Annotated in this window: 12 protein-coding genes and 1 tRNA gene; 5 read left to right on the forward strand and 8 right to left on the reverse strand. The window is 72.6% G+C overall.

Going from position 1 to position 13109, the window contains the following annotated elements:
• Positions 1 to 117: 117 nt before the first annotated feature.
• The 4 genes from FHX81_RS20270 to FHX81_RS20285 form a co-directional block, all read right to left on the reverse strand.
• A complete protein-coding gene (locus tag FHX81_RS20270; protein ID WP_141979657.1) occupies positions 118 to 1119 on the reverse strand; it encodes a tyrosine-type recombinase/integrase in 1002 nt (333 codons plus the stop codon).
• 55 nt (positions 1120 to 1174) lie between these two features.
• A tRNA-Ser gene (locus FHX81_RS20275) sits at positions 1175 to 1259 on the reverse strand.
• 82 nt (positions 1260 to 1341) lie between these two features.
• Positions 1342 to 1776, reverse strand: a complete 435-nt coding sequence (locus tag FHX81_RS20280) for a nucleoside deaminase (RefSeq protein ID WP_141984031.1) — start codon at positions 1774 to 1776, stop codon at positions 1342 to 1344.
• Positions 1777 to 1989: 213 nt separating this feature from the next.
• Positions 1990 to 2478: a tRNA adenosine deaminase-associated protein gene (locus FHX81_RS20285; protein WP_141979658.1), complete on the reverse strand. Its 489-nt coding sequence runs from the start codon at positions 2476 to 2478 to the stop codon at positions 1990 to 1992.
• 89 nt (positions 2479 to 2567) lie between these two features.
• Here FHX81_RS20285 and FHX81_RS20290 point away from each other — a divergent pair, with 89 nt between their 5' ends.
• From FHX81_RS20290 to FHX81_RS20310, 5 genes are all read left to right on the forward strand, one after another.
• The gene (locus tag FHX81_RS20290) at positions 2568 to 3803 is read left to right on the forward strand and encodes a M20 metallopeptidase family protein (protein ID WP_141979659.1); all 1236 of its coding nucleotides are present in this window, start codon (positions 2568 to 2570) and stop codon (positions 3801 to 3803) included.
• Positions 3804 to 3989: 186 nt separating this feature from the next.
• On the forward strand, positions 3990 to 4949 hold the full coding sequence (locus FHX81_RS20295; protein WP_211363524.1) for a prephenate dehydrogenase: 960 nt from the start codon (positions 3990 to 3992) through the stop codon (positions 4947 to 4949).
• A 9-nt stretch (positions 4950 to 4958) separates the two neighbouring features.
• On the forward strand, positions 4959 to 6716 hold the full coding sequence (locus FHX81_RS20300; RefSeq protein WP_141979661.1) for a fibronectin type III domain-containing protein: 1758 nt from the start codon (positions 4959 to 4961) through the stop codon (positions 6714 to 6716).
• A 92-nt stretch (positions 6717 to 6808) separates the two neighbouring features.
• Complete coding sequence (locus FHX81_RS40635; RefSeq protein WP_170232103.1) at positions 6809 to 8614, forward strand: fibronectin type III domain-containing protein; 1806 nt, start codon at positions 6809 to 6811, stop codon at positions 8612 to 8614.
• A gap of 13 nt (positions 8615 to 8627) precedes the next feature.
• Positions 8628 to 9812 carry a thiolase family protein gene (locus FHX81_RS20310; protein ID WP_141979662.1) on the forward strand — a complete coding sequence of 395 codons (1185 nt, stop codon included), beginning with the start codon at positions 8628 to 8630 and terminating at the stop codon, positions 9810 to 9812.
• A gap of 129 nt (positions 9813 to 9941) precedes the next feature.
• Here the strand turns inward: FHX81_RS20310 and FHX81_RS20315 are convergent, their stop codons facing one another.
• The 4 genes from FHX81_RS20315 to FHX81_RS20330 all read right to left on the reverse strand — a co-directional run bounded on the left by FHX81_RS20315 (position 9942) and on the right by FHX81_RS20330 (position 12721).
• Complete coding sequence (locus FHX81_RS20315; protein ID WP_141979663.1) at positions 9942 to 10499, reverse strand: GxxExxY protein; 558 nt, start codon at positions 10497 to 10499, stop codon at positions 9942 to 9944.
• Between the two features lie 97 nt (positions 10500 to 10596).
• Positions 10597 to 11220 carry a putative glycolipid-binding domain-containing protein gene (locus tag FHX81_RS20320; RefSeq protein WP_141979664.1) on the reverse strand — a complete coding sequence of 208 codons (624 nt, stop codon included), beginning with the start codon at positions 11218 to 11220 and terminating at the stop codon, positions 10597 to 10599.
• On the reverse strand, positions 11217 to 11390 hold the full coding sequence (locus tag FHX81_RS20325; protein ID WP_141979665.1) for an antitoxin: 174 nt from the start codon (positions 11388 to 11390) through the stop codon (positions 11217 to 11219). The genes FHX81_RS20320 and FHX81_RS20325 overlap by 4 nt, the downstream gene beginning before the upstream one ends.
• A gap of 143 nt (positions 11391 to 11533) precedes the next feature.
• Positions 11534 to 12721: a thioester domain-containing protein gene (locus FHX81_RS20330; RefSeq protein WP_170232104.1), complete on the reverse strand. Its 1188-nt coding sequence runs from the start codon at positions 12719 to 12721 to the stop codon at positions 11534 to 11536.
• Positions 12722 to 13109 lie beyond the last annotated feature (388 nt).

Genomic DNA, 13109 nt, shown 5'->3' on the forward strand with positions numbered 1-13109 from the left:
CACCCCACGTGGAAGACCCTCCTACAACCTGGAGTGATGCAAGTCACTGGCTGGATCGAATCCGAAGACGATCGCGTCCCTGCTGGGAGTTGCCGTTCCAGGTGGCTGAAGTCGCAGCTAGTAGCGGTCGCCGATGGCCAATCGCCGATGCGCCTCGTGCGCGCGTTCATCGGCTGCGCTCCTGCCGTAGCGCTCCAGCATGGCGTCCGACTTCCACCCGCCCAGCCGCTTGAGGTCGGAGTCGTTGCCACCGAGCTTGCGGAAGGTGTGCGCGAACGTGTGCCGGAACTGATGGGTGTGGAGTCCTTCGACGCCCGCTGCGGTCCCGCGTCTGGTGAGCATGTGCCCGAGCGCGACCGGGCTCAGCCGTCCCCTGCTCGACGCGCCCAGCCAGAGTGCGGGCAGAGTCGCGAGCTTGTGCGTCTCCCGCGTCCGGAGGTATTGCGTGAGCGCCCTGCCGGTCTTCGCGCCGAACGGCACGGTCCGCACGTGGCCACCCTTGCCCGTCACCCGGATGAAGTCGTAGTCCAAGTCCACGTCCACCACGTCCAGACCGGCGATCTCGCCTCGACGCACACCCGTGTCCGCGAGCAGGCGGATGATCGCCCGATCGCGCAACGCCAGGAACCCGCGTCCGGCGCAGGCGTTCAGGAGCTTGGTCATCTCCCGGTCGCGGATGACGGGAATCGGCTTGTCGGGCGTCTTGGGTTGCCGCGTGCCCTCCATCGGCGAACGCGGGATGACGCCTTCACCGATCAGCCACGCGAAGAACGGCCGGATCGCCCGGTAGTTGGTGTTCGCGGTGGCGGCGGAGCGCGTCTCGATCATGTGCGCCACCCAGCCCCGAATCCGACTCCGAGTGACCTCATCAGCGGTGCAGAGATCGTCCTCCGCGATGAGCCACGCGACGAGGTGCCGGACCGCTGTCAGGTAGATCCGGATGGTGGCGTCGCTCTTGCCGTCCGCTCGGAGGGAGCGTCGCCAGTCGCGGGCGAGCGCGTGCCAGTGGCGGTGGAGGGAGTGACCGAGATCCCATTCCAGCAGGGCCTTCGTACCCACAGGTGCTCCGGTTCGAGGTGCGCAGTTGTGTTCGCTGCGAACCCGTCCCGGTGGTGGCACACCAGAAACAGGAACGGGGTCCGGCTGCGTTGTCGCAGCTAGACCCCGTTCTGAGCGGTGGCGGTGGGATTTGAACCCACGGAGGCTTTCACCTCACACGCTTTCGAGGCGTGCTCCTTCGGCCGCTCGGACACGCCACCGCCGAGAACAATACAAGACCGGTGCGGTGACACCCAACCGGGGGGCTCTTGTGGTGTCCACGCTGGTCAGGACGGTGGGCGGTCAGAGGTCGGCGAAGAACGACTCCATCAGGGCGGCGCAGCGCCCGGCCAGGACCCCACCGACCACCTCCGGCCGGTGGTTGAGACGACGGTCACGCACCACGTCCCACAGCGAGCCGACGGCACCGGTGCGCGGTTCCCAGCAACCGAAGACCACCCGGTCGACCCGGGCCAGCACCAACGCGCCCGCGCACATCGTGCAGGGCTCCACGGTCACCGCGAGGGTGCAACCGGTGAGCCGCCAACCATCACCGTGGACCGCGGCGGCGGCGCGCAGGGCCAGGACCTCGGCGTGCGCGGTCGGGTCGCCCAGCGCTTCGCGCGCGTTGCAGGCCCGTGCCAGTTCGCCCCCGTCCGGCCCGTAGACGACCGCGCCGATCGGGATGTCGCCGGTACCGGGGGCGCGCGCGGCGACTTCCAGGGCGGCCTCGACCATCGCCTCGTCGGACGCCTGGCTGATCACGCTGCCCCCTCCGTCACAGCGGCCGACTCCGGTCGGCGCCGCCGGGTCCCGACCGGTCCACCGCGGACGCCCCCGTCGCGGCGGTCGGACCCCAGGCGGGCGTCGGGGGTACCGCCGTCGGACGCGGAGGGGTGCTCGTCGAGGGCGGGTGGGACCGCGGTGGGCTCGTCGGGCCGGGTGCGCGGGTCACGCTTGCAGGCTGTCCAGGATCTTGGTGAACTCGTCGCCGAAGCCGCAGCGCTGCGCGATCATCTGCAGCTGCTCGTCCGGGTACAGGTCGACCTCGTCCACGATCACCTGCAACTCGTGCTGCGGCATGCCGAGGTCGGCGAGGACGGCCAGGTCGCCCTCCGGCCACAGCTCGTCGTCCTCCTCGTCCGGTGGGTCCACCCGGAGCAGGTCGAGCACGTCGGCGGCGATGTCGTAGTCCAGCGCCGCCGCCGCGTCGGAGAGCAGGAGGGACACCCCGCCGGGCACCGGGCGCAGGACGATGAAGAACTCGTCGTCCACCGCCAGCAGCCCGAAGACGGCACCCGTCGAGCGCAGTTGGCGCAGCTCCGTGATCGCCGCGTCGAGCTCGGACAGCGCCGAGCTGTCCATCTTGCTGCACCGCCATCGGCCGTCCTCACGAACCACCGCGACAGCGAAGCCGTTGACCGGCTCCTGGTGTGCCATGTGCACACCGTAGGGCCACACCGACGCACCCGGTAGCACGGGGGCCTCGGCCACGGGCACGGGGGGCCTGGCGGTGCCACTATCGTGGGATGAGCACAACTCTGCCGAACGCACAGACGACCGCCCCCGAGCCCCGGTTCACCGGGCTCGTGGAGGCCGCCCGAGCCCTCCAGCCCAGGACAGTGGCGTTGCGACGGCAGGTGCACCGGCACCCGGAGCAGGGGTTGGACCTGCCCGCGACCCAGGCCGCGATCCAGCACGCGCTGTCCGGCCTCCCGCTCGAGGTGACCACCGGGACGTCCAGCAGCTCGGTCACCGCCGTGCTGCGCGGCGGCAAGCCGGGGCCGACCGTGCTGCTGCGCGGCGACATGGACGCGCTGCCGCTCCAAGAGGAGACCGGCCTGGCCTACGCCTCGGAGATCGACGGCTCCATGCACGCCTGCGGCCACGACACGCACGTCGCCATGCTCGCCTCCGCCGCACGCCTGCTCTCGTCACGCCGCGACGCGCTGGCCGGCCAGGTCGTGTTCATGTTCCAGCCGGGCGAGGAGGGCCAGCACGGCGCGCGGCACATGCTCGACGAGGGCGTGCTCGACGCGGCGGGCACGCCGGTGGAGAAGGCCTTCGCCCTGCACATCACCTCCACGCTCCAGTCCGGCGTCGTCATCTGCCGCCCCGGCCCGACGATGGCCTCCGCGGACACCTTCCACATCACGGTCAAGGGCCGCGGCGGGCACGGCGGCATGCCGCACGACGCGCTCGACCCCGTGCCGCCCGCCGCCGCCATGGTCGGCGCGCTGCAGACGATGGTCGCCCGGCGGGTCAGCGTCCACCAGCCGGCCGTGGTCACCATCGGGCGCATCGCCGCGGGCACGACGACCAACATCATCCCGGAGACCGCGCTGGTCGAGGGCACCATCCGGACGCTCTCGGAGGACACCAGGGCCCTGGTGCACCGCGAGCTCCAGCAGGTCGTCACGCACGTGGCCGCCGCGCACGGCTGCACGGCCGAGGTGAGGATCGTCCCCGGCTACCCGGTCACGGTGAACGACGACGTGGTCGGCCCGCACGTCGTCGACATCACCGCGGCGGCCCTCGGCTCGCGGTGGGCCGCGCCCATGGACGACCCCCTGATGGGCGCCGAGGACTTCTCCTACGTGCTGCAACGGGTGCCCGGCGCGATGGCCTTCCTGGGCGCCTGCCCGCGTGGGGTCGAGCTGGAACGGGCGGAGCCGAACCACTCCAACCGCGTGCTCTTCGACGAAGCCGCCATGGAGCACGGGGTCGTCGTCTACACGGCGTTCGCCCTGGACGCCCTGCGGTAGCCCGAAGCCGGCCGAGCCGACCGCGGGACGGGGACGGGGACGGGATCGGGGGCACGGTCCGGGCTGTGGTGGTGTTCATGGCTTCGACCCTGCCCTCGATCGCGGGGGTCGGCGATGGCCGACCCGGGATCTGTGGACAACTCCTGTCCTGTGGACAAGTAGGGGGCAGCGGCCCGCGCCGGCAGGATGGGCGCCGTGCGAAGCGTCTGCGTGGTCGGGCTCGGGTTGATCGGCGGTTCGGTGTTGCGCGCGGCAGCCGCCGCAGGGCGCGTGACCTGGGGCGCGACCGCTTCGACAGCCGACGCGGAGGCGGCCCGGCAGGACGGCCACGACGTCCTCGACCTCGCCTCGGCACTCGACCGCGCGCACTCGGAGGACGCGCTCGTCGTCGTCGCGGTCCCGCTGCCGGCTGTGGAAGAAGTGCTCCGCGCGCTCCCCGCGAACGTCCGCCTCACCGACGTCGTCAGCGTCAAGGGCCCGGTCGCCGACCTGGTCCGCCGGGTCGCGCCGCACGCCCGCTACGTCGGCGGCCACCCGATGGCGGGCACCTCCTCCTCCGGCTGGACCGCGGGCCGCGCGGACCTCTTCCACGACGCCGCCTGGGTCGTCACCACCGAGGACGACGCCGACCGGGACGTCCTCACCGACGTGGTCGACCTGGCCCTGGCCGCGAAAGCGCACGTCGTCCCCACCACCGCCACCGAGCACGACGCCGCGGTGGCCCGCATCTCCCACCTGCCGCACCTGCTCGCCGCCGTCCTCGCCAGCGTCGGCGCGGACGGCGGACCGCTGGCCCTCTCCCTGGCCGCCGGCTCGTTCGGCGACGGCACCCGCGTCGCGGGCAGCCGCCCCGAACTCGTCCGCGCGATGTGCGAGGGCAACCGCGGCGCGCTGCTCGACGCCGTGGACGACGCGCTGGGCAGGCTGGGCGCGGCCCGCGGCTCGCTCGCCTCGACCGGCGGCCTGGCCAAGACCATCGAGGCCGGTCACGCCGCCCGCCGCGCGCTGGTGGACAAGCCGACCCTCACCGACCTGACCATCGACCTGACCGCCCCCGACGCGCCGCGGACCCTGCGCGACCTGGGCGCGCGCGGCGGCCGGATCGTTGCGCTGAACGGCACGACCGCGCTCGCGCTCACCCCATAGGGTGCAGCGGTGGAGCGTCGCAGAATCATCGCCGCGGTCGGGGGCCTGGCGCTCCTCGGCGGCGCGGTGGTGGTGCTGCGCAACGAGTCCGCTCCCCCGCCCCCGCGGACCTTCGAGCGGTTCCTCGCCGACACCGTCGAGCACGTCCCCGACACCGAACGCCTGGCCGCGCCCACCGACCTGGAGCTGACCGCGCTCGACCGCACCAGCCTCCGCGCCACCTGGACGGCCACCGACGGCATCGGCCACGGCGGCTTCGAAGTGCGCTGGAACGGTCGCACGCGCCTGGTCCGCGGCACCGGGACCGAGCTGACCGAGCTGGACGCCAACGCCGACGTCCACGTCGAGGTGCGTGCGCTCGACGCGACGGGCCGCCGCTCCGACGCGGTCACCGCGACCGCCGTGCCCCGCCTCGCGTACGACGAGACCTGGCAGGACGGCCTGGTGCAGCCCGTCGACGTGTTCGACGGACCCGAGTCGCTCACCACCCGTCGGTGGCGCGTGCTGGACGGCGGCAACACCGACTGCCTCGGCCTGCGCCCGCTCAACGGCAAGCGCCTGGAGGTCACCTGCGACATCGTCGACCTCCAGTCCAACGTGCCGGTGCGGTTCGGCACGCCCGCGCCCGACGGCACGACCGCCCGCGTGTCGCTCACCACCGACGGCCCGGTCGGCAACCGGCCCGGCGAGAGCGAGCTGCTGATCGCCCTGCTGCCCGACCCGGCGCAGGACCTGGGCCACCTGGCCCGCCCGTTCCCGCCGGACGCCGTGGTCCTGCGCGTCACGCCGTTCGGCGCGCAGTTCTTCGTGGGCGACGCGGAGAACCCGATGGGCGCGACCTACGCGCCCCCGGCGCCGGGCGTGCGCCACCGCTGGGAGCTGCGCGTGCGCGCCGGCTCGGTGGCGGCGTTGCGCGACGGGGTCGAGGTGGCGACCGCGACCGCCGACCTGCCGTGGACGTCCGCACGGGCGCGCATGGCGTTCCGGCAGGCCCAGGGCACGCACCTGGACGTGTTCGGCGTCGGCGGCGTACCGGGCACGCCGGTGGCCGCGTCCGTCGTGCCGCTGGGTCCGAGCACCACGGAGAACGGCGCGGCGGCGCTGGGCAACGTCGCCGACTCGCGGTTGGCGGGCGCGTCCTCGGTGCGCGTCGTGGCCTCCGTGGTCTCCCAGCGCACCGCGCCGATCACGGTGGAGCTGGGCACGCGGTCCGCGCCCGCCGTGGTCATGCCGCCGGACCGCGGTCTCGACCCGAACCGCCCCACCGTCGTCTACGCCGACTTCCCGCTGCCCGCACCGGACCCGAACCCCAAGGTCAGGCTGCGTTCCGACGGCGGCATCACCGCCTACCTGGCGCACGCCGTCATCGCCGACGGCCAGGACGCCCGCCACCCGCTGCCCCGGCTCACCGACCGCGAGCTGCCCGCACCGCTCGTGCCGCCGCCGTCGGTCTCGATCGTGCACGAGTCGGTGAACGACTCCGAGTTCCCCCGCTTCCCGAACCGGGGCAAGGTGCGGCTCGCGGTCGAGCTCGCCGACACGCGGGCGCGCGAGGTCGCCGCCGTCAAGGGCGTGGAGGTGGACCTCGACGGCGAGCGGCTCGTCGTCCTGCCCACGAACGGCTCCGCCGGCGGGCGGCACGAGTTCCTGGTCGACGTCTCCGGGCTGACCGGCGGACGGCACGAACTGGACGTGCGCGTGCTCCCGGTGGACGAGCGGCGGGGCGTGCAGTCGTACGAGCAGACGTTCGAGATCCGCCCCCTGTAGTCCGCGACCGGGTGGTCCGCAACCGGCCGTTCTTGGTCTCGGGTCGGCAACGACCGGGTGATCGCGGTCACCTCGGCACCTAGCTTGACTCAATGGAACGTCGCCGGGTCGCCCTCATCGCCGCCGGTGTGGTGCTGTTCGCCGGGGTGGTCGCGGTGCTGCGCACGACCGGTGTCGGCGAACCCGCCACCGCGACGAGCACGTCCACGCCGCCGCCCACCTCCCTGTCGCCCTACGCCGCCGAGGGCGTGATCGTCCCGGCTGCGGGCCCGCTGCCGGCGGAGCCGCGCCGGTTGACCGTGACGTCCGGACCCCGCCGGCTGCAGGTGCGGTGGACGGGGGACGCGCCCGGGTACGAGGTGCGGTGGGGCGAGCCCGGCCGGCTCGACCGCTCGCGGTTGACCACCGACTCCGCGATCCAGATCGACGGGCTCGAGGACGAGCGCATGTACGAGGTCGTGGTGCACGCCGTGGACGCGTTCGGGCAGCGGTCGTCGCCCGCGCGGGCCACCGGCACGCCGCACGCGCCTTCCTCCGACGACTACGCCCTGGCAGACCGGTTCGACCAGCCCGACGCGCCCGACCCGACCCGGTGGCGGTTGGCGTCGCGGGGCAACTGCGCCCGCGCCACCCCCGGCCAGGGCGATGACGGACGGCGGCTGGTGCTCAGCAGCAACTGCGCGGCCGCGCCCGCGACGTTGCGCTCGCGCACGCCGTTCGTGCTGCGCGACGCCGACGACCTGGGTCGGTTGGTGGTGGAGACCGACGCGCCCGGCGGTGACGGCGAGCTCGTGCTGGACCTCGTGCCGGGGCCGGTGTCGCTGGTCAGCGGTGACGCGCTGCCGCCGGAGGCGGTCCGGCTGCGGGTGGCGACGAGCGCCGGGACGACGTCCGTGCAGGTGGTCGTGCCCGCCGGGACGCCGACCACGACCGTGCGCGCGGTGCCCGCGTTGGAGACCGGGATGAGCCACCGGTGGGAGCTGGCGCTGCGCCGCGACGGGGTCCTGGTGCTGTTCGACGGCGACGTGGTCGCGACCAGCCCGGCGGTGCCCGCGTGGCGCGAGGCGACGGCGCTGGTGTCCGTGGCCGGGCCGACGGGGCAGCGCGCGGGGGTCAGCCTGATCGCGTTCGACGCGGCCGAGGCGTCCGCGCCCAAGTGGGTGCCGGGGCCCCAGGTCGACGTGGCGGTGGCCGTGGAGCCGCCCGCGGCCGGGCCGGTGCGGGCGTTGCCGGGCGTGACCGGCGGGCAGTTGCGGATGGCGTTGCTGCACACCGACGCGTCCCCGGAAGCGCCGCCGTTCAGCGTGTCGGTGGCCGGGGTGACGGTGCCGCTGCGGCCGGCGCTGGACGGTGCCCCGTGGCGGGCCGGTGTCGCCTACCCCGTGGTGGCGGACCTGCCGGCGGAGGCGCTGCGGGTCGGCGCGTCCGGGAAGCTGGCCGTCACGCTGGTGACCGGGCTGCGCGTGCAGGCCACCCACGTGGACCTGGAGCTGACCGGCTCGGCCGCCGGCGCGCCGCCGAGCACCGAGAAGGCACCGTTGATCGGGCTGGAGCCGGAGTTGGCGCGGATCAACGGCACGGTGCTCGACGCGAGCGGCCAGGCCGTGCCCGAGGGCGCGGCGGTGCAGCGCGGGCGGATGGTGTTCGACCTGGCGCTGGAGGGGCGGCCCGGGCTGGCGCAGGCCGGGCTGGCCGGGTTCAGCCTGCGCGTGGACGACGAGCGGGTGGCCGTCGTGCCCACCGCGTCCGGCGGGCCCGGGATCGCCGGGCGGTACCGGTTCGCGCTGAACACCGGCGGCTTGTCGCTCGGACCGCACATGATCGAGGTGCGGCTGTTCGGCACGTCCGGTGAGACCCGTCCCACCTCGGCTTACATCCCGTTCTTCGTCGGCCGGTGAGAGGATGGGGCGCATGTCGCGCCCCCTCATCCTCGACGCCGCCCGCACCCCGTTCGGCCGCTACCGCGGTGGGCTGTCCGGTGTGCGCGTGGACGACCTGGCCGCGCTGCCGATCGTGGAGCTGCTGCGGCGGCACCCCTCGCTCGACCCGGCGTCGATCGACGACGTGCTGCTGGGCAACACCAACGGCGCGGGCGAGGAGAACCGGAACATCGGGCGGATGGCGGCGCTGCTGGCCGGGCTGCCCACGTCGGTGCCCGGTGTCGCGGTCAACCGGCTGTGCGCGTCCGGCGGCGAGGCGATCGTGCAGGCGGCGCGGGCGTTGGCGCTCGGGGACGCTTCGCTGCTGGTCGCCGGTGGTGTCGAGGGGATGACGCGGGCACCGTTCGTCGTGCCGCGGCCGGACAAGCCGTTCGCCGACCGGCTGGAGTCGGTGTCGACGGCGCTCGGGTGGCGGCTGGTGAACCCGCGGATGAAGACCGAGTGGACCGTGCCGCTGGGGCGTGCGGCGGAGGACGTCGCGGTGGAGCTGGGGATCACGCGGGAGCAGATGGACCTGTTCGCGCTGCGGTCGCACCGGCGGGCGTCGGCGGCCTGGGACGCCGGGGTGCACGACGGGTTCGCGTTCCCCGTGCAGCTGCGGGACGGCGCGCCGGTGCGGCGGGACGAGTCCGTGCGGCCGGAGACGTCGGCGGACAAGCTGGGCAAGCTGAAGTCGGCGTTCTCCGAGGCCGGGCCGGTGACGGCGGGCAACTCGTCGCCGTTGAACGACGGCGCGGCGGCCGTGCTGATGGGGTCGGAGGAGGTGGCGTCGTCGTTGGGGGTCGCGCCGCTGGGCGAGTTCCTCGGCTCGGCCGTGACGGCGGAGGACCCGCAGCGGTTCACCCTGGCGCCGGTGTCGGCGATCCGGAAGCTGCTGGGGCGGCTGCGGATCGAGGTGTCGCAGGTCGACCTGTGGGAGATCAACGAGGCGTTCGCGGCGATGGCCCTGTCGGTCCTGCACCACCTGCCCGAGGTGGACCGGGAGAAGGTCAACGTGCACGGGGGCGCGATCGCGTACGGCCACCCGCTGGGCGCTTCGTTCCCGCGCGTGATCGTGGACGTGTGCCGGCACCTGCGGGCGCGCGGTGGGGGCGTGGGCGTGGCGGCGGCGTGCGTGGGCGTCGGCCAGGGCATGGCCATCGCGGTCCGGGTGTGAAGATCGCCTGATCGAGGGACGTCACCGCGATCGACGGCTCGCTAAGCTTGGCCACAGCCGAGGTCGCTCGACCGAGGAAGTGAGCCCTGGTAGGCCCGTCGGACGGCGGGAGCCAGGGCTTCGCGCTTTTCACCGCACTTGTTCGCGTCGGGTGACGACACCGATGTCGACCACTGCTTCCACTAGCGGCGCGACGCGCTTGCGCCACTCACCCCCGGCACCGTGGCACCAGGCGATCGCATCGGGCACCCACAACGCCGGGTCGCCGTGCGAGCTCAGGTGCTCGTACAAGATCGAGTCGTCCGGCACACCGCTCTCCCGCAGCGAACGGGTGATGACACGGCGGTCGATGCGGTCCTCCACCGGTCCACGCCCGTCGAGCACCAGGCGCGTGGCGCGTTCGTCGACCAGGTCCGCCACCAACCCCGCCAGGCACCGCTGCCGAACCGCCTCCGAGAGCCCGTGACCGAGGTAGGTGCGGATGCGGAAACCGGCGTCGACCAAGCGCCCGATGACGTCCTCGCGGACGGTGTCGCTCTCGCTCTCGAAGTGCAGCCTGCGCTCGCCGGCCACGCGGAGCCGGCGCATGAGGCTGCGAACCGCCGGGAGCTGCCGCGTTTCCACGAACGCGGCCACGAGCAGGTAGCTGGATCGACGGGACTCGTCGACGAAGACGTGGGTGTGCACCCCACGATCGTTGCGCGCTCGCACGCCGGGCAAACGATTGCTCGCCCGATCTGATGATCGAGTGTCCGGCTGGGGCGACGTTGCCCCCCGGCCGCGGTCAGATCCGGTAGGCGATGCGGGGGTAGTCGACGACCAGGCCGGTCCGGTCGACGGTGATGTCCTGCTCGAACTCGCCGTGCGTGAACGAGACGACCGAGCGGTCCTCGCCGATCGAGACCGTGCGGTAGCGCTGGCGGACCAGTTGGACCGACAGGTCGGGCAGCGTCACGTAGACCACCGGGATCTCGTGCTCGCCCTCTTCCCGCTGGAGGTTGAGGCGGCGGATCGGGATGGCGTTGAACAGGACCGCGAACTGCACGTCCACGTCCACCGCGCCGTCGAAGTCGGCCCGCTCGGCGCCCTGGCCGTAATCGACCAGCCAGATGCCCTCCGACGAGCGGCTGACCGAGATCTGCCGCTCCTCCGACACCGTGGCCGTCCGCAGCAGCAGCCGGGTGACCGCGCCGGCCTCACCGACCGACACCTCGAACGACCCGCTGAACTGCTCGGACGGACCGGCGGTCACCAACCTGCCCGAGGCGCGGAGCTTGCGCTCCGAGAGCAGGAACCGCACCTGCTCCAGCCGGGGCACGTCGTAGCCCTGCCAGGTCACCATCTGCGCGGCCGCGGCGCGGGACTCCCCGGAGGGGGTGGCCCGCTCAGCCGTGTTGAACGAGTTCACTCTCCACCCGGAAGGATGTCCTTGGCCTTCTCGGCCACCGATTTGACCTGCTCTTCGTGGCCGAACCTGCCTGCGATGAACTCGGCGGCCTGGTCGATGCCCGCATCGACCTGCTCGTGGTGCTGCTCGAGCAGTTCGGACGCCTTGTTCTTGATCTCGTCGAAGTTCATCGTGCTCCTTCGCACTCCTGACGCAGGCTACCTGAATCGACCCGGCCTCCCCAGCGGCAAAACCGTACCCCCGGGTCCGCCCCGCACGCCGGAACGGCCCCCTGGGCGAGTCCCAGGGGGCCGTTCCGGTCGGTCCGCTCCGCTCAGGCGGTGCGCTTGCGGCGCACGAACAGCAGCGCCCCGGCGCCCGCGCCCAGCAGGCCGACGCCGATCAGCAGCGGCACGAAGATCGACGCACCGGTGTTGGCCAGGTCGTCGTCACCGCCACCGGACGCGACGGCCGTGGTGGTCGTCGTCGGTGCGGTGGTCGTGGTGGTGGTGGTCGGCGCCGTGGTCGTGGTCGCCTCGGTAGTGGTGGTCACGACGGTGGACCGGACCCACTCGGCCTTCGCCTTGACCTCGACGTTCACCGGCTCGGAGGTCGCGATGACCAGCGACTGGGTCTCCTGCTTGGGGTTCGCCGAGACGAACAGGCGACCGGACCGCAGCTTGGCGCCCGCCTTGACCACGAGCTCCAGCTCGCCGGGCTCCACGCCCTCGTCGACCTTGACCCACACCTCGGCGGCCTTGGTCGTCTGGGCGGCACCCATCTCGTCGGACTTCGCGACCACCAACGGCTTGCCGTCCTTGTCGACCAGCGTGACGCCGGCGGGCAGGGAGACGGAGAGCACGACCTCTTCGGCCGTGGTGGTGATGGTGAACGGACCGAAGGTCTTGCCGACCTCGCCCTTGAGCGAGCCCGGCTCGATGCCGAGGTTCGGCTTCACGTCCTTGATGTCCACGGCCTTGGTGATCAGGTACTCGTAGACCTTGTAGACGAGCTCGTCGATCGTGCCGTTCTCGGTGCTCTCGTCCTCGGCGGTGGAGTCACCCTTGCGCAGGTCGACGCCGTCGCTGAAGTGCCACACGGCGGCCTGCGTGGCGGCGATCAAGGTGCTGCGGCGGAGGTCGCCGAGGCCGTACAGGGCCTCCGCGTCCTTCTCCTCCAGGGCCGGGTAGCTGTTCTGCAGCACCCAGTTGACCTTGGCGGCGTTCACCTTGAACTTGGTGTTCGGGTTCGGGTGCTGGTCCCACGGCACTTCTTCCAGCTTCTTGCCGTCGTAGAGCGGCGTGGGCAGCTCGACGCAGTACGCCCGCGCGGTCTGGCCCTGGCCGCCCTCCACGATCTTGAGCCCGATGAGCTCCGCGTTGACCGGGTTGCCGGTCTTGTGGTTGGGCAGCTCGACGGGCTTGCCGTCGCGCTCCAGGTAGATGCCCATGCCGGGCTGGTCGGCGCCCTTGTCCGGCTCGACCTTCACCTTGTCGGCGGCGGCCGCCGGGAGGGCCGACATCAGGACGAGGCCGGCACCGAGGATCGCAGCGCCGAGGCGCTTCACAGTCGACCGGGAAGCCATTTGTCTCCTTGAGGCTCGCGAGGGAAGCCCGTTGGTGTGGTTCAAGGCGGCGGTCCGTGTCGCCCGGGGAGCTACTTGGCAGAGCGCTCCGACACCGAGGCGACAGGAATCAGCCGAACATTAGCCGATGGTGTTCATCCGGTCGAAAAAGGACGATACCGCGTGCAGCACCACCTGCCAGCAGCGCGAACACCCGTGCTCCCTCCACAATGGATGATCGAATGATATTCGACGGCCTGTCGGGAGCGGACTCCGGGCCCCTGTTTCGACGGTCCGCGAACCGGGTGCGCGATACCGCAGCGATGACGTTCGCGCAGCTCACACG

The sequence above is a fragment of the Saccharothrix saharensis genome (assembly GCF_006716745.1).
Lineage (GTDB): Bacteria > Actinomycetota > Actinomycetes > Mycobacteriales > Pseudonocardiaceae > Actinosynnema > Actinosynnema saharense.

Coding starts and splice junctions, on each gene's coding strand:
- FHX81_RS20290 (WP_141979659.1), top strand. CDS start 2,568: ATGAGCACAACTCTGCCGAACGCACAGACGACCGCCCCCGAGCCCCGG.
- FHX81_RS20285 (WP_141979658.1), bottom strand. CDS start 2,478: ATGGCACACCAGGAGCCGGTCAACGGCTTCGCTGTCGCGGTGGTTCGT.
- FHX81_RS20280 (WP_141984031.1), bottom strand. CDS start 1,776: ATGGTCGAGGCCGCCCTGGAAGTCGCCGCGCGCGCCCCCGGTACCGGC.
- FHX81_RS20330 (WP_170232104.1), bottom strand. CDS start 12,721: ATGTCGGCCCTCCCGGCGGCCGCCGCCGACAAGGTGAAGGTCGAGCCG.
- FHX81_RS40635 (WP_170232103.1), top strand. CDS start 6,809: ATGGAACGTCGCCGGGTCGCCCTCATCGCCGCCGGTGTGGTGCTGTTC.
- FHX81_RS20325 (WP_141979665.1), bottom strand. CDS start 11,390: ATGAACTTCGACGAGATCAAGAACAAGGCGTCCGAACTGCTCGAGCAG.
- FHX81_RS20310 (WP_141979662.1), top strand. CDS start 8,628: ATGTCGCGCCCCCTCATCCTCGACGCCGCCCGCACCCCGTTCGGCCGC.
- FHX81_RS20295 (WP_211363524.1), top strand. CDS start 3,990: ATGGGCGCCGTGCGAAGCGTCTGCGTGGTCGGGCTCGGGTTGATCGGC.